Source organism: Reyranella massiliensis 521 (genome assembly GCF_000312425.1).
Taxonomy (GTDB): domain Bacteria; phylum Pseudomonadota; class Alphaproteobacteria; order Reyranellales; family Reyranellaceae; genus Reyranella; species Reyranella massiliensis.
In genome coordinates this window covers 1,974,263-1,993,810 of record NZ_HE997181.1, presented here as the reverse complement: position 1 = coordinate 1,993,810, position 19,548 = coordinate 1,974,263, and the positions used below count along the sequence as shown (strand labels likewise).

Annotated in this window: 21 protein-coding genes; 12 read left to right on the top strand and 9 right to left on the bottom strand. The window is 63.8% G+C overall.

From position 1 onward, the window contains the following. Positions 1–17 precede the first annotated feature (17 nt). Genes BN60_RS09815 through BN60_RS09790 form a run of 6 tightly spaced genes read left to right on the top strand, consistent with a single transcriptional unit; the run spans position 18 to position 5,497 of the window. Positions 18–503 (top strand): MaoC family dehydratase, encoded by a 486-nt coding sequence (locus tag BN60_RS09815; protein ID WP_020695865.1) that lies wholly within the window; start codon positions 18–20, stop codon positions 501–503. A 2-nt stretch (positions 504–505) separates the two neighbouring features. Continuing rightward, positions 506–1,666, top strand: a complete 1,161-nt coding sequence (locus BN60_RS09810) for an acyl-CoA dehydrogenase family protein (RefSeq protein ID WP_020695864.1) — start codon at positions 506–508, stop codon at positions 1,664–1,666. Then, positions 1,666–2,145: a MaoC family dehydratase gene (locus BN60_RS09805; protein WP_020695863.1), complete on the top strand. Its 480-nt coding sequence runs from the start codon at positions 1,666–1,668 to the stop codon at positions 2,143–2,145. Before BN60_RS09810 ends, BN60_RS09805 begins: the two co-directional genes overlap by 1 nt. Continuing rightward, positions 2,142–3,368 carry a CaiB/BaiF CoA transferase family protein gene (locus BN60_RS09800; RefSeq protein ID WP_020695862.1) on the top strand — a complete coding sequence of 409 codons (1,227 nt, stop codon included), beginning with the start codon at positions 2,142–2,144 and terminating at the stop codon, positions 3,366–3,368. The genes BN60_RS09805 and BN60_RS09800 overlap by 4 nt, the downstream gene beginning before the upstream one ends. A gap of 10 nt (positions 3,369–3,378) precedes the next feature. Then, positions 3,379–4,296 (top strand): HpcH/HpaI aldolase/citrate lyase family protein, encoded by a 918-nt coding sequence (locus tag BN60_RS09795; protein ID WP_020695861.1) that lies wholly within the window; start codon positions 3,379–3,381, stop codon positions 4,294–4,296. A gap of 40 nt (positions 4,297–4,336) precedes the next feature. After that, complete coding sequence (locus BN60_RS09790) at positions 4,337–5,497, top strand: MFS transporter (RefSeq protein ID WP_020695860.1); 1,161 nt, start codon at positions 4,337–4,339, stop codon at positions 5,495–5,497. Here the strand turns inward: BN60_RS09790 and BN60_RS09785 are convergent. Together BN60_RS09785 and BN60_RS09780 are read right to left on the bottom strand one after the other, a co-directional pair. Continuing rightward, positions 5,472–6,422 carry a Bug family tripartite tricarboxylate transporter substrate binding protein gene (locus BN60_RS09785; protein ID WP_020695859.1) on the bottom strand — a complete coding sequence of 317 codons (951 nt, stop codon included), beginning with the start codon at positions 6,420–6,422 and terminating at the stop codon, positions 5,472–5,474. The two genes, BN60_RS09790 and BN60_RS09785, sit on opposite strands and share 26 nt — an antisense overlap. A 14-nt stretch (positions 6,423–6,436) precedes the next feature. Then, on the bottom strand, positions 6,437–7,177 hold the full coding sequence (locus tag BN60_RS09780; protein WP_020695858.1) for a dienelactone hydrolase family protein: 741 nt from the start codon (positions 7,175–7,177) through the stop codon (positions 6,437–6,439). Between the two features lie 81 nt (positions 7,178–7,258). On the opposite strand from BN60_RS09780, the gene BN60_RS09775 reads away from it, so the two are divergent. Both BN60_RS09775 and BN60_RS09770 read left to right on the top strand, forming a co-directional pair. Further along, a complete protein-coding gene (locus BN60_RS09775; RefSeq protein WP_043283793.1) occupies positions 7,259–8,476 on the top strand; it encodes an ABC transporter substrate-binding protein in 1,218 nt (405 codons plus the stop codon). Between the two features lie 17 nt (positions 8,477–8,493). Beyond that, positions 8,494–9,546: a WD40/YVTN/BNR-like repeat-containing protein gene (locus BN60_RS09770; RefSeq protein WP_020695856.1), complete on the top strand. Its 1,053-nt coding sequence runs from the start codon at positions 8,494–8,496 to the stop codon at positions 9,544–9,546. A gap of 10 nt (positions 9,547–9,556) precedes the next feature. Here the strand turns inward: BN60_RS09770 and BN60_RS09765 are convergent, their stop codons facing one another. Beyond that, the gene (locus BN60_RS09765) at positions 9,557–10,657 is read right to left on the bottom strand and encodes an HlyD family secretion protein (RefSeq protein WP_051150112.1); all 1,101 of its coding nucleotides are present in this window, start codon (positions 10,655–10,657) and stop codon (positions 9,557–9,559) included. Further along, positions 10,654–11,103 carry a MarR family winged helix-turn-helix transcriptional regulator gene (locus BN60_RS09760; protein ID WP_020695854.1) on the bottom strand — a complete coding sequence of 150 codons (450 nt, stop codon included), beginning with the start codon at positions 11,101–11,103 and terminating at the stop codon, positions 10,654–10,656. The genes BN60_RS09765 and BN60_RS09760 overlap by 4 nt, the downstream gene beginning before the upstream one ends. A gap of 49 nt (positions 11,104–11,152) precedes the next feature. Between BN60_RS09760 and BN60_RS09755 the strand changes: the two genes are divergently transcribed. Then, positions 11,153–12,685, top strand: coding sequence for a DHA2 family efflux MFS transporter permease subunit (locus tag BN60_RS09755; RefSeq protein WP_020695853.1), 1,533 nt, complete (start codon positions 11,153–11,155; stop codon positions 12,683–12,685). A gap of 22 nt (positions 12,686–12,707) precedes the next feature. Next, positions 12,708–13,145 carry a VOC family protein gene (locus tag BN60_RS09750; RefSeq protein ID WP_020695852.1) on the top strand — a complete coding sequence of 146 codons (438 nt, stop codon included), beginning with the start codon at positions 12,708–12,710 and terminating at the stop codon, positions 13,143–13,145. Here the strand turns inward: BN60_RS09750 and BN60_RS09745 are convergent. From BN60_RS09745 to BN60_RS09730, 4 genes are all read right to left on the bottom strand, one after another. Beyond that, positions 13,142–14,386, bottom strand: a complete 1,245-nt coding sequence (locus BN60_RS09745; RefSeq protein WP_020695851.1) for a hypothetical protein — start codon at positions 14,384–14,386, stop codon at positions 13,142–13,144. The genes BN60_RS09750 and BN60_RS09745 overlap by 4 nt on opposite strands. Continuing rightward, complete coding sequence (locus tag BN60_RS09740; protein WP_020695850.1) at positions 14,383–14,709, bottom strand: hypothetical protein; 327 nt, start codon at positions 14,707–14,709, stop codon at positions 14,383–14,385. Before BN60_RS09740 ends, BN60_RS09745 begins: the two co-directional genes overlap by 4 nt. A 7-nt stretch (positions 14,710–14,716) precedes the next feature. Next, positions 14,717–15,496 (bottom strand): NYN domain-containing protein, encoded by a 780-nt coding sequence (locus BN60_RS09735; protein WP_020695849.1) that lies wholly within the window; start codon positions 15,494–15,496, stop codon positions 14,717–14,719. Between the two features lie 157 nt (positions 15,497–15,653). Continuing rightward, positions 15,654–15,980 carry a hypothetical protein gene (locus tag BN60_RS09730; protein ID WP_020695848.1) on the bottom strand — a complete coding sequence of 109 codons (327 nt, stop codon included), beginning with the start codon at positions 15,978–15,980 and terminating at the stop codon, positions 15,654–15,656. Positions 15,981–16,190: 210 nt separating this feature from the next. On the opposite strand from BN60_RS09730, the gene BN60_RS09725 reads away from it, so the two are divergent. Together BN60_RS09725 and BN60_RS09720 are read left to right on the top strand one after the other, a co-directional pair. After that, positions 16,191–17,270, top strand: coding sequence for a flavodoxin family protein (locus BN60_RS09725; RefSeq protein WP_043283791.1), 1,080 nt, complete (start codon positions 16,191–16,193; stop codon positions 17,268–17,270). Between the two features lie 152 nt (positions 17,271–17,422). Continuing rightward, a complete protein-coding gene (locus tag BN60_RS09720; protein ID WP_020695846.1) occupies positions 17,423–18,370 on the top strand; it encodes a WecB/TagA/CpsF family glycosyltransferase in 948 nt (315 codons plus the stop codon). 58 nt (positions 18,371–18,428) lie between these two features. Here the strand turns inward: BN60_RS09720 and BN60_RS09715 are convergent, their stop codons facing one another. Beyond that, positions 18,429–19,394, bottom strand: coding sequence for an alpha/beta fold hydrolase (locus BN60_RS09715; RefSeq protein ID WP_148283369.1), 966 nt, complete (start codon positions 19,392–19,394; stop codon positions 18,429–18,431). Positions 19,395–19,548: the final 154 nt, after the last annotated feature.

Sequence of the window (19,548 nt, the reverse complement as noted above, 5' to 3'; positions counted from 1 at the left end):
CGGAGATCAACACGAGAATGACTGAAGATTTCAGGGCGCGCGCCCGGCTGGTGCCCAAGGGCAACCGCTATGAGGATTTCGAAATTGGACGGGTCTTCAGCCACCATTGGGGGCGCACGATCACCGAGTCCGAAACTACCCTCTTCTCGACGCTGACGCTCCACTTCAACCCGCACTACTACAATGCGGCCTATGCGAAGGCGCATGGCCATCCCGGCATCGTCGCCAATCCGCTACTCATCTTCACGACGGTGTTCGGCCTTACGGTCGAGGATCTGAGCGAAGGCGGCGGGCCGTTCCTCGGCGTCAACGAGCTTACCTACCATCAGCCCGTCTACCCCGGTGATTCACTCCGGGCCGAATCGACCGTGCTCGACCGGCGCATCTCGGACTCCCACAAGGGGTTCGGCATCGTCACCTGGCACACCAAGGGCTTCAACCAGCGCGAAGAACTCGTGATCGACTTCAAGCGCACTAATCTCGTCCGCCTCAGGAATCCGTAAAGATGCCTTTTCTTACTGAAGAACGCCGCATGATCCAGGAGCAGGCGCGCGAATTCACGCTGAACGAAGTCCTGCCCGTCGCCAACAAGCTCGACCCCGAAAAGGGCGAGATCCCGATGGATCTCCGCGAGAAGATGGCCGCGCTGGGCTATTTCGGCATCCTGATCCCCGAACAATATGGCGGCCTGGGCCTCGGCTGCTCCGAGTACTGCCTCGTCACCGAGGAACTGTCGCGCGGCTGGATGAGCGTCGCCTCGATCATCGCACGCGGCAATCTGCTGATCGGCTCGCAGGTAATGAGCGAGGAGCAGCGCAGCCGCTACCTCCCGCGCATGGCCAAGGGTGAATTTCTCGGTGCCTTCTCGATGTCCGAGCCAAACGCGGGCTCCGACATTTCCAACATCTCCTGCCGCGCCAAGAAGGACGGCAACAGCTACCTGATCAGCGGCAACAAGTACTGGTGCACGTTCGCCGATGGTGCGGACTTCATGATCATCATCGCGCGTACGTCCGACGCCCCGCCGGGCAAGCGTCATCTTGGCCTTTCCATGTTCTTCGTCGAGAAGAAGCGCGGCGAGCTGCCGAAGGGATGCAGCGGCGCGCCCATTCCCAAGATCGGCTACTTCGGCTGGAAGACATGGGAACTGGCTTTCGACAATTTCCGTGTCGATGCCGCCGACCTGATCGGCAAGGAAGGCGAGGCTTTCTACTACGCCACTTCGGGTCTGGAGACCGCCCGCGCCCACACCGCCGCACGCGCTATTGGGCTCGCCCAGGGCGCGCTCGACGATTCGATCCAGTATGCCAACGACCGCAAGCAGTTCGGTCACTCGATCTCGGACTTCCAGGCAATCCGCTTCAAGATCGCCGACATGGCGACGCAGATCGAAGCGGCACGCCAGCTCATGTATTTCGTCTGTGAGCAGATCGACACCGGCCAGCGTTGCGACAAGGAAGCTTCCATGGTGAAGCTCTTCGCTTCCGAGATGGCCGAGCGCGTCACCAGCGAGGGCATCCAGATCCACGGAGGCGCGGGCTACACGACGCTGCACGCGGTCGAACGCCATTGGCGCGATGCACGCCTGACCAAGATCTTCGAGGGCACCTCGGAAATCCAGAAGCGCATCATCTCCGATCGTCTGCTGGGCCGCGGGAGGAACTGATGAAGGTCTCCGCACTTACCGGCAAGGCCAACTACTTCGAGGACTTCACCGTCGGCGACGTGATGAAACACGCGCGCGGCAAGACGGTGGAGCCGATGGAGCAGGTTTGGATCACCAACGTCACCATGAACACGGCCGAAGCGCACTTCAATGAACACCTGACCCAGTCGACGCCCTACAAGCAGCGTCTGGGCTTCGGCGGCGTCACCATCTCCATGTGCATCGGCCTTGCCGCCGAGGACACGGCCGAGAATGCATTGCTAGAACTCGGCATGGACAAGATCAGGCTCAAAGGCCCCCTCCACCATGGCGATACGCTCTACTGCTACACCGAAGTGCTGGAGAAGACCGATGCCAAGCAGGCCGACGCGGGCATCGTCCGCTTCAGGCACTACGGCGTAAACCAGGACGACAAGCATATCTTCGAGGGCGAGCGCACCGTGCTCATCAAGCGACGCAGCCACTGGGGAGACAAGTGAGCGCCGAGGCACCGCTCGGCGCCCTCGATGGTGTCCGCATCATCGACCTCACGCAGATGCTGGCCGGTCCCTTCTGCACCATGCTGCTGGCCGACCAGGGCGCCGAAGTCGTCAAGGTCGAACCGCTCGACGGCGATCACACGCGCATCATCGGCCCCTACCATGCCGACGATAAGTTGAAAGCGTTCGGCGGCTACTTTGCCTCCGTCAACCGCAACAAGAAGTCGATCGCCATCGACCTGAAGAAGCCGGAAGGCCGCGATCTCGTCATCCGTCTGTGCAAGGACGCCGACGCCATCGTCGAGAACTCCCGCGCCGGCGTCATGGAACGTCTGGGCCTCTCGTATGAGACATTACGCGAGAGCAATCCCAGGCTGGTCTACGCCACCATCCGCGGCTTCGGCGACCGCCGCACCGGCGCCAGCCCCTATGCCGACTGGCCGGCCTACGACGTCGTCTCGCAGGCTTTCGGCGGCGTCATGGCCATTACAGGCCCCGACAAGCATACGCCGATGAAGGTCGGCCCCGGCATCGGCGACCTCATGCCGGCAACCATGTGTGCCGTCGGCCTGGTGAGCGCCATCTTCCGCGCCCACAAGACAGGCAAGGGCCAGTTCGTCGATGTCGGCATGGTCGATGCCATCCTCTCGATGTGCGAGCGCATCGTGCACCAGCACGCCTATACCGGCGGCGTGCCGGTGCCCGAAGGCAACCATCATCCCCTGCTCTGCCCCTTCGGCATGTTCCCCGCCAAGGACGGCTTCATCACCATTGCCGCTCATGCAGACGCCCACTGGCCGATCCTGTGCCGCCTCATTGGCCGGCCCGAACTCGGCACCGATCCGCGCCTGGCCACGGTGCAGGACCGCCGCGCCAACCAGGACGAGATCATCGCGACGGTCTCGGCGTTCACCAGCCAGCGCACCAAGCAGGAGCTGCTGCAGCATTTCGGCGGCCAGGTACCTTTCTCGCCGGTGAACGACGTGCGCGATGTCTTTGCCGACCCGCACTTCGCTGCCCGCGATATGGTGGTCCGGGTTCCGCATCCCGGGCTCGACATCGAAACCGCGATTGCCGGTGTCGCCATCAAGATGACCGAAACCCCCGGCCGTGTGCGCCATCGCGCCCCCTTGCTGGGCGAGCATACGGACGAGTATCTGGGGTCGATCGGCTGCGGCGCCGGCGATATCGCCCGCCTGCGCGCCGACAAGATCGTTGCCTGAGGAGAATAGAATGACCGACCGCCAACCCCGCCGCGCCCGCCGCGTTCAGCTTTCGACGCCCGGCTCCAGCGAGAAGATGATTCAGAAGGCGTCGGAGTCGAAGGCCGATCATGTCTTCCTCGATCTGGAAGATGCCGTGGCCCCCAACCAGAAGCGCGATGCCCGCAAGAAGATCATCGCGGGCCTGAAGTCGCTCAACTGGAAGGGCAAGACGCGCTGCGTGCGCATCAACGACCTGACGACCGAGTACGCTTTCGAGGACATCATCGAGGTGGTCGAGGGCGCCGGCGAGCATCTCGACACGATCATGATGACCAAGGTGCTGACGCCGGCCGACGTGCTGTTCGCCGACAAGCTGCTGCACCAGCTCGAGAAGAAGCTGAAGCTCAAGCGCCGCATCGGCCTCGAAGCCCTGATCGAGGAAGTCGAGGGTATGCAGAACGTCGACGCGATCGCCAAGTCGACGCCGCGCCTCGAATGCCTGGTCTTCGGCATGGGTGACTTCTCCGCATCGATGGGCGTCACCAACAAGAACGTCGGCGAGACCGACGGCTATCCGGGCGACATCTGGCACTATGCCCGTTTCCGGCTGATCATGGCCTGCCGCGCCGCCGGCATCGATCCGGTCGACGGCCCGTTCGCCGATTTCAAGAACCCGGACGCCTATCGCGAAGAGTGCCGCCGCTCGATGACCTTGGGCGCCGTCGGCAAGTGGGCGATCCATCCTTCGCAGATCGACATCGCGCTCGACGTCTATTCGCCCAAGGCCGAGGACATTGCCCGTGCCCGCAAGCTCGAGAAGGCCTATGCCGAGGCCGAAGCGCAAGGCCTGGGGGCTATCAACGTCGATGGTATCATGGTCGACGTGGCCTCGATCCGCATCCTGCGCAACACCATCCTGAACAAGGCCGACCTCTTCGGGATGTAAGCCTGCTGCCATGAGGCGCGCGATCATCCCTGTGGCCACAATGTTGGCCATCCAGGTGATGGTCTCGCTCTCCGTGCTTTCGCTCAGCGTGATGATGCCGGCTGTGGCCAAGGATCTGGCCATCGACCCCAAGCTGGTCGGCATCTTCACTGCGATCATCTATGCGGTCGCCGCGACCATGGCGCTCGTGGCGGCGGGACCGATCCTCCGTTTCGGCTCGGTGCGCATCTGTCAGGCCGCCCTGCTGATGGCGGCGATCGGCCTCGCCCTCAATGCTCTGGCACTGGTCGCCGCGACGATACTGGCCGTGGTCTTCATTGGCGCAGCGCAAGGGCCGCTCAATCCGGCTTCCGCTCATGTGCTGGCCCAGCGCGTGCCCCGCGAATATTTCGGGATGGTCTTTTCGATCAAGCAGACCGGCGTGCCGGTCGGCTTTGCGCTCGCCGGCCTGCTCTTCCCTCAGCTTCTGGAATGGGTCGGCTGGCGCGGGGCCAGCTTGATTGCGGCCGGCGGCGCTCTGCTGGCAGCCCTTGCGATTGAGCCGCTACGCCGCGATCTCGACGTCGTCGCCAGCGCCAGCAAGCCCGCTGGTAGCATCTGGAGGTCGATCCGCTTCGTGCTGAGTCACGACCAGCTTCGTGTGCTCGGCTGGTCGGCCTTCGTCTATGTGGTCGCCCAGCACACCTTCACTTTCTATCTCGTCACCTACCTCTACGAGCATTGCCGTCTCAGCATCGCCCAGGCGGGCTTCCTGCTGTCGCTGTCGCAGATCATCGGCACCGGCGTGCGGCTCGTGAGCGGCGGCCTCGGTGATCGCCTGCCACGCATGCAGCTTCTCGGCTGGACGGGCATCCTCATGACGGCGGGCTGCATCGCCACGGGACTGCTGGCCCCCGACTCTCCCTTCTGGCTAATCACCATTGTGGTCGTGGCCTATGGCGGCGTGGTCATCAGCTGGAACGGCACGTCGCAGGCCGAGTTCGCCCACCTCGCACCGCCCGGCGAAGCGGCGGCGGTTGCCTCTGTGCAGACGGCGCTTGCCTTCTCCGGGGCCGTCTTCGGCCCGCCGATCTTCGCCCTGATCGCGTCCGTCGCTAGCTACCGTATGGCCTTCTTCGCGGTGGCCGCCTGTGTCTTCGCCGCGGCCGTCTGGCAGATTGCTGCCGCGCGGAGGACTACGGCTCCTTCATCCCCGCAGTAGTCACGATCTCTCCCCACTTCTTCGTCTCCGCCGCTTGGAAGGCCGCGAGATCCTCGGGCGAGCCGGTGAACGACGTCCCGTAGGTGGTTTTCACCAGGTTCCTGTAAGCCGTCGACTCGGTCGCCTTGCGGACAAGCGCATTCAACTTGTCGACGATCGGCTTCGGCGTTCCCGCCGGCGCGTAGAGCGCGGTCCAGGCGAAAATCTCGAAGCCCGGCACACCACTCTCCGCCACGGTCGGAAACTGTTCCAACCCCGGGATCTTCTCTTTGCTGGTGACGGCAAGACCGCGGGCGCGTCCGTCCAGCACCGGCGGCAGGCCGGCGGTGAAGTCCGAAAAAATCACGTCGATCCGGCCACCCAGGAGATCGGCAACGGCTTGCGGCTGCGTCTTGTAAGGGACGCCCAGCAAATCGACTTTAGTCATGATCTTGAAAAGCTCGGCACCGCCACGGCTCGAACCGTTGCCGCTGCCGAAGCTCAGCTTGCCGGGCTGCGCCTTGGCCAGGGCGATCAGCTCGCCGATGGTCTTGGCCGGCAGGTCGTTGCGCACCATGACGATCTGCGGCCCTTGGGTGATACCAGCGATTGGCGTGAAGCTCTTCACTGGATCGTAGGCCAGCGTTTTGTAGACATGCGGATTGATTGCCTGCGTGGTCTGGGTGGTGAAGAACAGCGTGTAGCCATCTGGCGCTGCGGCGGCTGCAGCCTGCGCCGCGATCTGCCCCTCCGCGCCCGGTTTGTTCTCAATCACGACCGATTGACCGATCTGCGAAGCAATCTCCGCCCCGATCACACGCGCCGCGACATCCGTTGCCGTCCCCGCTCCAAAGGCGGTGATGATCCGGATGGGCTTGTTCGGATAGTCCTGCGCGGCAGCCGGCAGCGCGATGATCAGCGCCACCAGAAAACTCAAGAGTTTCATCGTTCGCCCCCCGCCTAACCGAGGTTTCGACGATAAAGCGCGATCAGCCGCTCCCAGTGTCGCTCCGCCGCTGGCTTGTCGTAACACCAGCGCTGCGGGAAGGCGAAGCCGTGATGGACTGTCGGGTGGACTTCGAGTTCGCCCTTCGCGCCCGAAGCGTCGAACAGTTTCTTCAGTTCCTTCACCATGTCGGGCGGCGCCAGGTCATCGTGCTCGGCGCAGGAAATGTAGAGCTCTCCCTTGGCCTTGCCCAACGTGAGGTGCGGGCTCTCGACGGCATCGCTGACCAGCCAGGTACCGTAGAAAGAAGCTGCAGCGGCGATACGGTCCGGGTAGCGGGCGGCTGCAGCCAAGGCATAGGGCCCGCTCATGCAATAGCCATGGGCGCCGACCGGCCCCTTCTTCGCTTCCTTCTGTTGATCGGCATAGGCGATCAGGGAAGCGACATCGTCCATTACTGGCGGGATCGTCATCTTGGTCCGCACCGCCCGCATGCGCTGATGCTCGGCGCTGCCGTGGGTCAGGACATCGGCGCCGTACTTCGTATCCTTGCCGGCGCGATAGTAGAGGTTGGGTAGCAGCACGTAGTAGCCGACCGTCGCCAGCCGCCGGGCCATGTCGTACAGCTCCTCGCGGATGCCCGGCGCATCCATCAGGAACAGGACGGGCGGATAAGGTCCACCGCGTTCCGGATGGCAAATGAACGTTTCCATGCCGCCGCTCTGGGTCGGGATGTCCAGAATTTTCTCGATCATCTATCGGCGCTCCTCCTGCTTTCCGCGACGCGGCCACCTTGCTAGGCTTGGCCTAACAATAACGCTTCCCGGGGTGAAACGATGAGACGAGCTTTGTTTGGCACGGCCGCATTCTGCCTTGCGGCCTGGTCGCTGCCGGCTGTTGCCCAGCTTTCGGACAATACAGTGAAGGTCGGCGTCGCCACCGATCTGTCGAGCCTCTACGCCGACATCAACGGTCCCGGGGCCGTGCTGGCGACGCAGATGGCGATCGAGGATTTCGGCGGCACGGTGCTCGGCCAGAAAGTCGAGTTGGTGTCCGGCGACATCCAGAACAAGGCCGACATCGCCGCCACCATGGCCGGACGCTGGTACGACAACGACAAGGTCGACATGATCCTGGGCGCCGGCGCCTCCTCTTCATCGATCGCCATAGCGCGCGTCGCCGGCGACAAGAAGCGCGTCTTCATTGCGCCGGATCCGGCCTCGTCCGATCTCACAGGCAAGCTCTGCACCCCCTATTCGATCCACTGGGTCTACGACACGACGGCGCTCGCCAACGGCACCGGCTCGGCGGTCGTGAAGGCCGGCGGCAAGAGCTGGTTCTTCCTCACGGCCGACTATGCCTTCGGCTATGCGCTGGAACGCGACGTTTCCGCGGTCGTGAAGAAGGCCGGCGGTACGGTGCTTGGCAACGTCAAGCATCCGATCAACACCAACGACTTCTCGTCGTTCCTGCTGCAGGCGCAGGGCTCCAAGGCACAAGTAATCGGCCTCGCCAACGCCGGCGGCGACACGATCAACGCGATCAAGCAGGCCGGCGAGTTCGGTATCGTCAAGGGCGGCCAGAAGCTTGCGGGCCTCCTGGTCTTCATCTCCGATGTCCATTCGCTCGGCCTCGAACGGGCGCAGGGGCTGAACCTGACCGAGGCCTTCTACTGGGACCTCAACGACCGCACGCGCGACTTCTCCAAGCGCTTCGGCGCGCGCTTCAACGGCAAGATGCCGACCAGCGTGCAGGCTGGCTTCTATTCGGCCACGCTTGCCTATCTGAATGCCGTGAAGGCCGCTGGAACAGATGATCCCGACAAGGTCATGGCTGCCATGAAGTCTGCCAAGTGGGACGATCCGATCTTCGGGCCGAGCTACATCCGCGCCGACGGCCGCAAGATGCACAACATGTACCTCTTCGAGGTCAAGAAGCCTTCCGAATCGAAGGGCCCGTGGGATTACTACAAGCTTCTCGCCACCATCGCCGGTGAGGAAGCCTTCCGCCCCATGGAACAGGGCGAATGCCCGATAGTTGCCAAGAAGAACTAGCCGAGGAGTACCTGCTCATGGTCGAGCAATCGAACCTCTTTGCCGGGGTTGCTGGCTACTTCGGAAAGACCGAACAGAAGGGCCGCGTCGGAGTCTTCCGGCGCGCCACGGCCGGCGGCGATTGGCAACACGTCCTGGGCAGCGTCCAGGCCTTCACCGTCTTCGTGCACCCGTCGAACCCCGAGATGGTCTTCGCGGGAACCAACGACGGCGTGTGGCGCAGCACGGACCGCGGCGCCACCTTCCGGCGGACCGCCTTTCCCGACAACAAGCGGGAAGTCTGGTCCTTCCTGGTGGATTCGCGCGATCCCAACCGTATCTTCGCCGGGGCCTCACCGATCGACGTCTATCGCAGCGACGACGGCGGCGCTTCGTGGCGGCGACTGCCGTCGCCAGGCGTCGATATGCATTGCAAAGGGCCTTTCGCTTCGCGCGTGATGCGGCTGGTACAGCATCCCAAGCGGCACGACGAGATTTACGCCGCCCTCGAAATCAACGGTGTCATGCGCAGCATCGATCTTGGCCAGACCTGGAGCGATTGCAGCGCCGGCCTTCTGAAACTCGCCGAGCACGAGCACCTCAAGAGCAAGATCGTCAGCGACACCACGGCCGAGGGCATGCTCGACAGCCATGCCGTCACCATCAACCCGGCCGACCCCGACAGCATCTGGCTCGCCGTCCGGATGGGCTTGTTCCGTAGCTGCGACCAGGGGCACACCTGGAAGGACATGGAAGTCGGCCGTTTTTCGCCCACGACCTACGGCCGCGATATTCGCGTCTCGCCGGTCGAGCCCAACACGCTCTACTCCGCGCTTTCCGTTGCGGCGGCCAGCCACGACGGCGGGCTCTATCGCAGCGAAGACGGTGGCGAGAGCTGGAAGCGCTTCGACAAGGTCCAGGTCCACGGCACCATCATGTCGATCGGCCTGCATCCCACCGATGCGGCACAAGTCTATCTCGGCGCCCGCTACGACGGTGAGATCTACGGCACGCGCGATGCCGGCAAGAGCTGGCAGGCCATACCCCTGCCCGGCGACGTCCAGCACATCTATTCGCTGGCCTGCGGCTGAGGTTCGACCGCTACTTCGATTGCGCCGTCACATCGTGTGGCGGCGACGGAGGGCTTTCCTTGCCGCCCGCCGGGACTCGCGTGATGCCGGTCAGGCTGCGCTGACGGCCCGTATCGATCGACACGGTGGCCGTCATGCCAGCCCGCAGCGGCGGCTCCCCGACATGCGGCAGGAGCCGCAATTTAACAGGCAGGCGCTGCACGACCTTGACCCAGTTCCCGCTGGCATTCTGCGGCGGCAGGATCGCGAACTCCGCGCCGGTCGCCGGGCTGACGCTTTCGACCAGCGCCTCCCAGGTCACGTCGGGATAGGTGTCCAGCACGACCGTCGCCTTCTGGCCGACCCGCACGTGGGTCAGCTCGGTTTCCTTGAAGTTCGCCTCGACCCACGGCCGGCTCAGCACCACCAGCGCGAACAGGGGCGTCGCTGCCTTGATCTGCTCGCCCTGCTGCAGACGCATATTCACCACCACGCCGTCGACCGGCGCGCGGACTGCGGTGCGTGCGAGGTCGAGAGCCGCCCGCTCCCGTGCGGCCATCTTCTCGCGCACCATCGGATGCTGGTCGGCCGGCAGCTGCGGATCTCCATTCAGGGCGGTCAACACCCGCTGGAGCTTCTCCTTGGCGGTCCGCACGCGATCGGCCGCGCCACGCGCCTCGTTGAATGCCTCGTCGCGTTTGCTGGCCGAGGCCACGCCCTTGGATGCCAACTCCTCCTGCCGCTGCCACTGCCTTTCCTGATAGGCTGAACGAGATTCGGCTTCCGCAACCTCGGCAACGGCCTCTCGCCAGATGCCGCGAAGACTTTCGACATGGGCACGTGCCGCATCGAGCTCGGCATCTGCGCTGTCGAGCGCCAAACGGAACGGCCGGGATTCGATGGTGAGCAGTGTCTCGCCGGCAGCAACGTTCGCGTGATCCCGCGTCAGGACGCGGCGCACCTGCCCCGACACCTCGGAGGAGATCTGCACGATATGGGCCTTCACATAGGCGTTGTCGGTCGAGACATAGCGGCCGCCCGACATCCACCACCAGCCTGCCCCCGCAATCGCCGCCAGCGGCACCGCAAACAGCAGCACCAAACGCAAGACAGGAACCGGGCGCCGGCTCACGAGCCGTTGCTCCCGGCAAGGCCCTGTAGCCGCCCCTTCACCCGGGCGGCCAGACGCGTGAACTGATCGCGTTCGCGTTCCGAGAGCGGCGCCAGCGCATCGTCCACGGTCGCCTCGGCAATCGCCCACATTTCCTTGTGCGCCCGCCGCGCCTCGTCGGTGAGATAGAGGCGGTTGATACGCCGGTCTTCGCTGTCCGCGCGGCGCTCGACCCAACCGTTTTTCTCCATTCGGTCGAGCATGCGGCCGGCACTGGCGCGATCGATTTCGAGCATGACTGCAAGTTCGGTCTGGCTGGCCCCCGGCCGTCGATAGAGCCGGGTCAGGACAAGCCATTGGGCGCGGGTAAGACCGATGCCGCGGACACGGCGGTCGAACACCGTCCGCATCAGACGCGCAACGTCCGACAGCACGTAGCCGATATATTCGTCGTCGTCTGGCCCCAAGGCGCTGGTCTCGTCGAGAATTGTTGCCTAGGCTACAATAGTCTAGGCAATGAGTTCAACAACCGCCGCCGACACCTTTCCGGAAAGCTCCGAGGAAACCTCGCTGGGCAAGCGGGTGTTGATTCTCGTAATGGTGGTGCTGGGCTCGACCCTCTACGCCACCACCCTTCTGATCGCCTCGACGCTTCTGCCCCAGATGCAGGGCACCATGTCGGCCACCCAGGACGAGATCGCCTGGGCGATGACCTTCAACATCCTGGCCACCGCGGTGGCCACGCCAATGACAGGCTGGCTGGCCGCACGGTTCGGCCGGCGCGAGACTATGGTCTGGTCGGTCTTCGCCTTCACGGTTACGACCCTGATGTGCGGTCTCGCCAATTCCCTGGAGACGCTGATCCTGTGGCGCGTCCTGCAAGGGGCGCTGGGGGCCCCGGTGATCCCGTTGTCGCAGACCATCCTGCTCGACACCTTCCCCAAGCGACAGCAGGGGCTGGTGACCTCGATCTTCGGCATGGCCGTGGTCATCGGGCCGGTGATCGGCCCCACGGTGGGCGGCATGCTGTCGGAGATCTATAGCTGGCGCTGGGCCTTCTACATGATCGTGCCGGTGGGTCTGGTCTCCTTCGTGGGCCTGCGGCTCACCCTCCCCTACGACCGCCCCACCGGGCGCATCAGCCTCGATTGGACAGGCTTCCTCTCTCTATCGGTCTCCATTGCCTGTGTGCAACTGGTACTGTCGCGCGGCCAGCGGCTCGACTGGTTCGAGTCGACCGAGATCATGATCGAGGCCTTCGTTGCCGTCGTCGCGTTCTGGGTCTTCCTCGCCCACAGCCTCACGACCGACCGGCCGTTCCTCAACCTGCGTCTCCTGCTCGACCGCAACTATGCAATCGGCCTCGTGCTGGTGCTGATCTACGGCATGCTGAACTTCACCCCCATGGTGCTGCTGCCCCCGCTCCTGCAGCAGCATGCCGGCTTTCCGGATGCGTTGATCGGAGAAGTCATCGCCGCACGCGGCGTCGGTGCCACCATCGGCTTCTTCCTGGCAATCTTCGTCGGCCGCATGGACCCGCGCATCGGTTTGATCGGGGGCTTTGCCGTGCAGACGCTCTCGGGCGTCTGGTTGATGGCCATCGACCTCAATGTCGACATGGGCACCCTGATGTTGAACAGCTTTCTGCAGGGGATCGCCGTCGGCGTCATCTGGGTGCCTCTCACGCTGGTCACCTTCTCCAATGTCAGCGCCGCCAACCTGGCCGAAGGCACAGCGGTCTATCATCTGCTGCGTAACATCGGGTCGAGCTTCTTCATTTCGATCTGCGTCGCCGAGATCGTGCGCGCGACCAGCGCCAATTACAGCCGCATGGTGGAGCTGGTGAACCCCTTCAACAGGGCCCTGGCTCTGCCATGGGTCACGGGCGGCTGGGATTTCGACACGATGCAGGGGCTGGCTCGCCTCTCGAAAGAGATCGGCCGGCAATCGGCAATGATCGGCTACATCAACGCCTTCGGCCTCTATACTGCCTGCTCGGCGATGGCCATTCCGCTCATCCTGCTGATCGGCCGCCGCACCCGGCGATAATGGACAGCCACGGAGGGGCCGCATGCCCATCAAGGTTCTGGAGATCCACCACACCGGCTACCGCCTCGACGACAAGGGCGAGATGGTCGACACGGTGGCCAACTTCTATGCCGAGGTCCTCGGTCTCGAGCGCGACAGGGGCCGGCCGACCATTCCCGGCATCCCGGGCCTTTGGATCAATGTCGGCGAGGTTGGCCAGATCCACCTGTTCGGCGGCCAACAGCCTTCCCCCGTTGCCAAGGGGCCGGGCATGGACCCAACCCTGCCGCACATCGCGCTGGCCGTCGCCGACATCCAGGAAAGCCGGCGCGAACTCGAACGCCTGGGCGTCAAGTATTGGGCGATCGAAGGACTGACGAGCCCGGACTCGCTACAGCTCTTCATGAACGATCCTTGCGGCAACATGGTCGAGCTGCATCAGGTCGACAAATGCCGCTGCACGATGAGGAATCGCACCTAACGCCGGCGCATCATCTCCTTGGCAACCAGCCGTGCCGCCGGGCCGCTGCGGGCGGCGCTGTTCGGCTTCACCAGGTTGCCGATCTCGAAGCGCAAGCGATGCACCTCAGGATGCTCCTCGGCCGCCCGACGCATTGCCTCCGAGCCCAGCACCATCTTGTCGAAACCGGCCGGCCTGTCGCCCGCGGTCAGCGGGTACTCCAGGTCGGCCATTGCCGCCATAGCCCAGGCCTGCTCGCTCACGGCCGCTGCGCGCGGCAGGTAGGCCGCCGCCACACCGTCGAGGTTGTCCGCCCCCATGGCAGCCAGCGCCTCGCGTAACGCCAGGGCATGGCCCGCGGCGACCGACATGCCCTGCCCGAAGGTCGGGTTGAAACTGGATATGCAGTCGCCGATGGGGAGGACGTGCGGCGGCAAGCCGCTCGCACGCTCGAAGTGCCGCCAGGTCGCGTTGGCGATGCGATAGCTGCGCAACGGCCCGAGAGGCACGGCCTCGCCCAGCCGCTCGGCAATGTCGGGAATGGGCAGCGCCGCGGCATAGGCACGGAAGCCTTCGAGATCCGTCGGGACCTTGTTGTCGAACCGGCTGCAGAGCGTGATCAGCCATTCGTCGTTCTCGACCGGACAGACGAGCCCATACCGATCGTCCGGCGGCTTGGGGATACAGGCGATGAACCGGCCCTCGCCGCGATAGCGCTCCGGCTTGGCAAAGCGCGCCGAAGTGTAGGTGACTTCGATGCCGAGGGTGGTCGTCGGGACATCGACGCCGGCAAGCAATTGATCGCCACGTCCCGTCGCGATCACGGTTAGACCTCTGCCCTCCGAAGGCAGAGCTTGAATCGGCGTGCGATCCTGGATCGTGACGTTGCCCAGCGTCAGGACTTGCCGACGCAGCACATGCTCGTAAGCAGGCCGGCTCATCATCAGCTGGCTGTGGCCAAGATCGCGACGCGCGTGCCACTCGTCGCGCTCCCAGATCAAAACGTCCTCGGTCTGTCGCACCTCGACCGCACCGGCCGCCAGCAAGGCAGCGCGCGTGCCGGGCATCAGCGCCTCAAGGGCCAGTTCGCCCCCCTTGAGGAGGATATGGACCTGCAGATCCTGCGCCACGCCTTTGCGCGGCAGCGGCCGGGCCGGCAGCGCATCCTTGTCGAAGATCGTGACCGCCTCGAAGAATGGCACCGTGGCAGCGGCTGCCGCGAGGCCGGCTATCCCTGCGCCGACGATAACGGCTTTACTCATGCCCCGCCCCTTGCCGCCTTCCGAGCCCTTCGATAGGCGGCGCGAGCCTCCTTGGCGGCCGCGAGCGCCCTGTCCCGCCGGTCCGCGGCTCTGGTGTCCAGGGCATACATAAGCATCGCGATCACGATGAAGGCACCGCCCAGGATGTAGTAGTGCCAATCGACGAGATAGAGCCTGAACAGCACGACGACCAGCGGCACGGGAATGAACGTTGCGGCGAAACGAATCCAGGAGGCTCGACCATAGGCGCGCACCGCCGCCCGCGCCTCGGCCTGGCGATCGAAGGCGCGTCGCTTCAACGTCTCGATATCGCTGCCGGGCATCGAGGGATCAGGAGCCAGTCCTGCGCGAGCGCGCCCGCGACCGTGTGGAGCCCGCCTTCTGCCCCGGCATGGCCCGAATCCGCACCGTCCGCCCTTCCGTTTGCTCGACCTCGAAAGCGCCGGTCTTGCGGACAAGGTCGCTCAGCTTGCGGTAGCCATAGGTGCGCGGATCGAAATCCGATGCGATGTTGGCAAGGCGCTGCCCGACGGCCCCCAGCCGGACCCAACCATCCTCGCTTTCCATCTGTTCGATCGCCCGGCTGAGAATCGGAACCGCGGCACTGGGCGGCTGCAGGGCCTGACGAGGCCCATCTTCCTGCTCGGGGGCGGCTACCGCCACTTCGGGCAGCAGGTTTTCGGTGTAGACAAAGCGGCGGCAGGCTTGCCGGAAGCTCTCCGGTGTCTTCTGCGCGCCGAAGCCATAGACGTCAGCCCCTTCCTCGCGAAGCCGCGAGGCCAGGCGGGTGAAATCGCTGTCGGACGATACCAGACAGAAACCGTCGAACCGGCCGCTGTGCAGGAGATCCATGGCATCGATCACGAGAGCGATGTCGGAGGCATTCTTGCCGGACGTATAGGCAAACTGCTGGTAGGGGTCGATTGCGTATTTCTGCAGGATATCGGCCCATGACTTCAGGCGCGGGCTGGAGAAGTCCCCGTAGATGCGTCGCACGCTCGCCTCGCCGAACTTGGCGATCTCTTCGAAAAGCCCAGCGACGATCCTGGGCGACGTGTTGTCCGCGTCTATGAGCACGGCGAAGCGCCGCAAACGGGTTTCGTCAGCCATACTGTGCTCCCTCGAAGCCAAGACCTGCGTTCCGCAATGGAACGAACAGATTCTGAGCATGTGACGCGCGGTGCGCCCAGTGATTTCCGGCCATTGTGAAGTGATTAGCCTCAGGGACCACCCTACTGCCGGCCCCTACCGCCGCCACGCCGTTCCCTCATTGTGCCTGCTTCCCGGTGCGGACAAGGTACCAGCTCAACGCGACGACGAGCAGTGCTACCACGATGCCGGCGCGAACAAACAAATCGCCGACGAAATATCCCAGCCCCCACAGAATGGCGGCCACGATCAATACGTGTGCGGACAACGCAGCCCAGGGCATCGGAACATGGCGCGGCCACAGAACCAGCAGATGGACCACCTGAAACAGGTTCCGGCTCCCGCCATGCCGAGACTTCTCATCTGGCGCGGCATTCAATGCTTCGGCGACCTTGGCGGCACCGATGAAGAAGTATCCCAGAATCATCGCAATCGACCAAAACACCAGAATATCTCCCCAAGCTTCCGCCAATTGCGACAATCCGGCAGAGGCGGCGACACCCCCTCTCCAGACCTCGCGATCTCCTGAAGCATCACACAGCCTGTACTGGCCACGTGTTGCACATGGTGTCCGCCTTGGAAACACCCGTGCAATCGACCGCTCTTGCAGCTTCGCCATGGTCCTGGCGTTGACGCTGATTCCAGGGAGGAGAACATGGCAAGAGTAAAGGCCCGCAAAGGCATGCCGAAGACCGAACTCGGCAAGGATGAGTTCGAACACCGTCTGCGGCAGCGCTTCTACGATCCTGCCTTCAGCCCGGTCGACGCATCGGTCGAAGCTACTCTCCCGATCGCCTGGGAAGCCTACAAGGATGACCGAAAGGCGCCCCGGACGCGTCGCGCCGGCAGAGGCTTTGCCGACCCCAACTATAAAATTTCCGTCGAATGGCTTGCGGCGCGAGCTGCCATTGCCAAGGCGGAACGTCAGCAGAAGTCGCGTCGATCCTTGTCACGCATCCTGCTCATCAACGGTTCGCCGCGGAGCGACCAGACCTGCCCTGGCGAAATCTCGAAGACCTGGCGGCTGGTCAAGCTCGTGGAGCGGATCTTCAGGCGGCAGCCCGGCTTCGACGTCGAACTACTGGACCTCAGCCGAATCGTATCTGAACGCAGCCTGCACATTCATCCCTGCAAGGCCTGCGTTTCGACCGCCATGCCGCTCTGCCACTGGCCCTGCTCCTGCTACCCCAATCATGCCTATGCGCAGATCAACGACTGGATGAACGATATCTACCCGATGTGGGTGGCAGCGCACGGCATCATGATCGTGACGCCGGTGCACTGGTATCAGGCGCCTACCGTGCTGAAGGCCATGATGGACAGGCTGGTTTGCGCCGATGGCGGCAACCCCGATCCAACCTCGACAAGCGGGAAAGATCCCGACAAGGCCAAGGCGATCGAGTTGAAAGGCTGGGCCTTCCCGCGTCATCTTGCAGGGCGCGCCTTCTCGGTCGTCGTTCATGGAGACGCCGCAGGTGCAGAGACTCTTCGTCGCTCGATTTCAGACTGGCTGAACGACATGGGCCTGATTGGTGCCGGACACCATGCCGAAATCGACCGATACGTCGGCTATTACGAGAGCTACGCGACCAGTCACCAGGCCCTGGACACCGACCATGCCTTCCAGGAAGAGACGCGCAATGCCGCTCGTACTCTCATCAACGCCGTGAAACGGTTGCGTCGCGGCGACCTCGTCGAAGCAGGCAGGAAAATCACCGAGCCGCGACCGAAATGACCCAACTCCTTGGAGACTACTCCCTAAGAACAATCGCTTCGCCTTATGCGAACACGGGCACACCGAAGGCATCCGCTATGTAGGTGACAGGCCTCCGCTTCTCGCCGCCAGCGGCACGGAGGTCACGTTTCCGGACAGAGTGGAATGTGACCATGGACACGCGTGCAGAAGACCTACACTGGCAGGATCATCGCAGCGACGCTCCCACAACGACCGACAAGTCTTCCGACAGCAAAGAACAAAGCTCCCGCCAGGCGTCCGAACCATCTAACGGCACTGGATCGCTTGAGACGCGGCACCCTCCGCAGCCGGGCGATGGTTCGCTGGAATCCATCGAGCTTCTGGGAACGCAAGTCGCCTGCGCCACCTATGATTCGGCGCTGGAGCGGATAAAGGCACTCGCGCTGGAGCAGCGGCCAACGGCGGTCTGTCCTTCCAACACTCATATACTCGGCGAAGCCCGTCACAATCCTGAGTTCGCCCAAATTCTCGACCGCTTCGATCTGGTGTTACCGGACGGCATGCCGGTCGTCTGGGCGCTCAACTTTCGCGGAGCTGGTCTGAAGGACCGTGTGTACGGCCCCTATTTCATGCGGCACGCGCTGCGAAGCACACCACGGCCGTGGCGCCACTTCTTCTTCGGCGATTCCGAGGCGTGTCTCTCCGAGCTGCGACACGTCCTGCTTCAGTTGCAGCCGGACATCGAAATTGTCGGCATGCTGAGCCCCCCCTTTCGGCCGTTCATCGAAGCCGACGAGGTGTCGTTCGCCGATACCATCAATCGCGCCGACCCGGATTTCGTATGGGTCGCATTGCCCGGCGTGCGAATGGAGCAATGGATCATGGACAACCAGTGGCGATATCGGCGCGGGGTATTCCTTGCCGTGGGCGATGCGTTTTCGCTGCTGAGCGGTCGCCGGTCGTTTGCGCCGGCATGGATGCAACGGACAGGCTTGACTTGGGCATATCGACTGAGCAAAGAGCCGCTCCGACTGGGGCCGCGCTATCTGCAGTACAATCTGACGTTCGTTCTCTACTGGCTGTGGGACGTTCTGCGGTGGCGCGCCGGGGGAAAGGCTCGACCATCCGCCCAAGGGTAGTTACGCCGCCCACGGAGAGCCAGGCCTCCAAGCTCGTCGCACCTCCGACGTCAGGCGGCTATTGGTGCGTGCCCGCGAGGTGATCGGTGTTCGGCTGAATCGCGGACAGCGGCTGCGAGACGGACCGGGTTGTCGTTGCCGTCAGGAAAGCGTCTACGGACGCAGCCGTGGCCCTGGGGTCCTCCTCCATAGGGTCGTGGCCGAGCTGATCAAAGATCTGGACCTTCGAACCCTTGATGTCGCTCTCGAACCGAAAGGCATCAGATACAGGGACCCAACGGTCCTTTGCGCCCCACAGGATCAGAGTGGGCACGACAAGCTTCTTCAGTGGTGCTGGATCGAGCGGCTCCTGCGTGCGTGCACGTTGCAGGGTGGCTTCGCGGTTGCCGGGAAAACGCTGCAGCTCGGCCGTGCGTTTCACGCGTTCGTCGGTCACCATCGCCGGATCGGCGTAAGCTTGGCCGAGTTTCCGCCGCACCCATATTTCGGGCTTGAAGTGGATTCCGATGTCACCCACGACCGGCAGGCGTGCGAATCTCGTCGGCAATGCCGCTTCACGGTTCTCGCCTGCCGCATCCACCAGGATGATCTGGGTTACCCGGTCCGGCCATCTCGCCGCGAAAGTCCATGCGACGGCGCCTCCCAGCGAATGTCCAGCCAGTGCTACGCGTTCGATCTTCAGCGTATCGAGCAACACTTCGATGAAGTCGGCATAGGCTTCCACGGTGTACGCGCCACGCGGCCAGGCTCCGGTGAGCCCATGGCCGGGCAAGTCGACCGAGATCAGCCGCCTCTTCGATCGGAGCTCGTAGGTCCACCCCTCCCATACATGCAACGAGCCACCCGAGCCATGGATCAGCACCAGCGGAATGCCGTCGGGATTTCCCTGGTCGCGTACATGGGTCTGTGCGCCCCCTATATCGATGAACTTCGAATCTTCGTTGGCATACCGTGTCTTCAGCATCTCCGCCGGCAGCGAGGGCGTATAGGCCCACAGCGCCACACTCAGCAGCGCGCCCAGCATGACCCACAGGCAGAGCAGCCAGGGCCGCCCTCGGTCGGCGGCGCCATATTTGGCCTCTCTCAGCACGTGAAGTCTCTCAGATGGGCCGGCCGCAGGTCCGTTCGTGACCACCCGGAACCACCGAGATCGCCGGTGCTTGGAACATTCCTCAAAT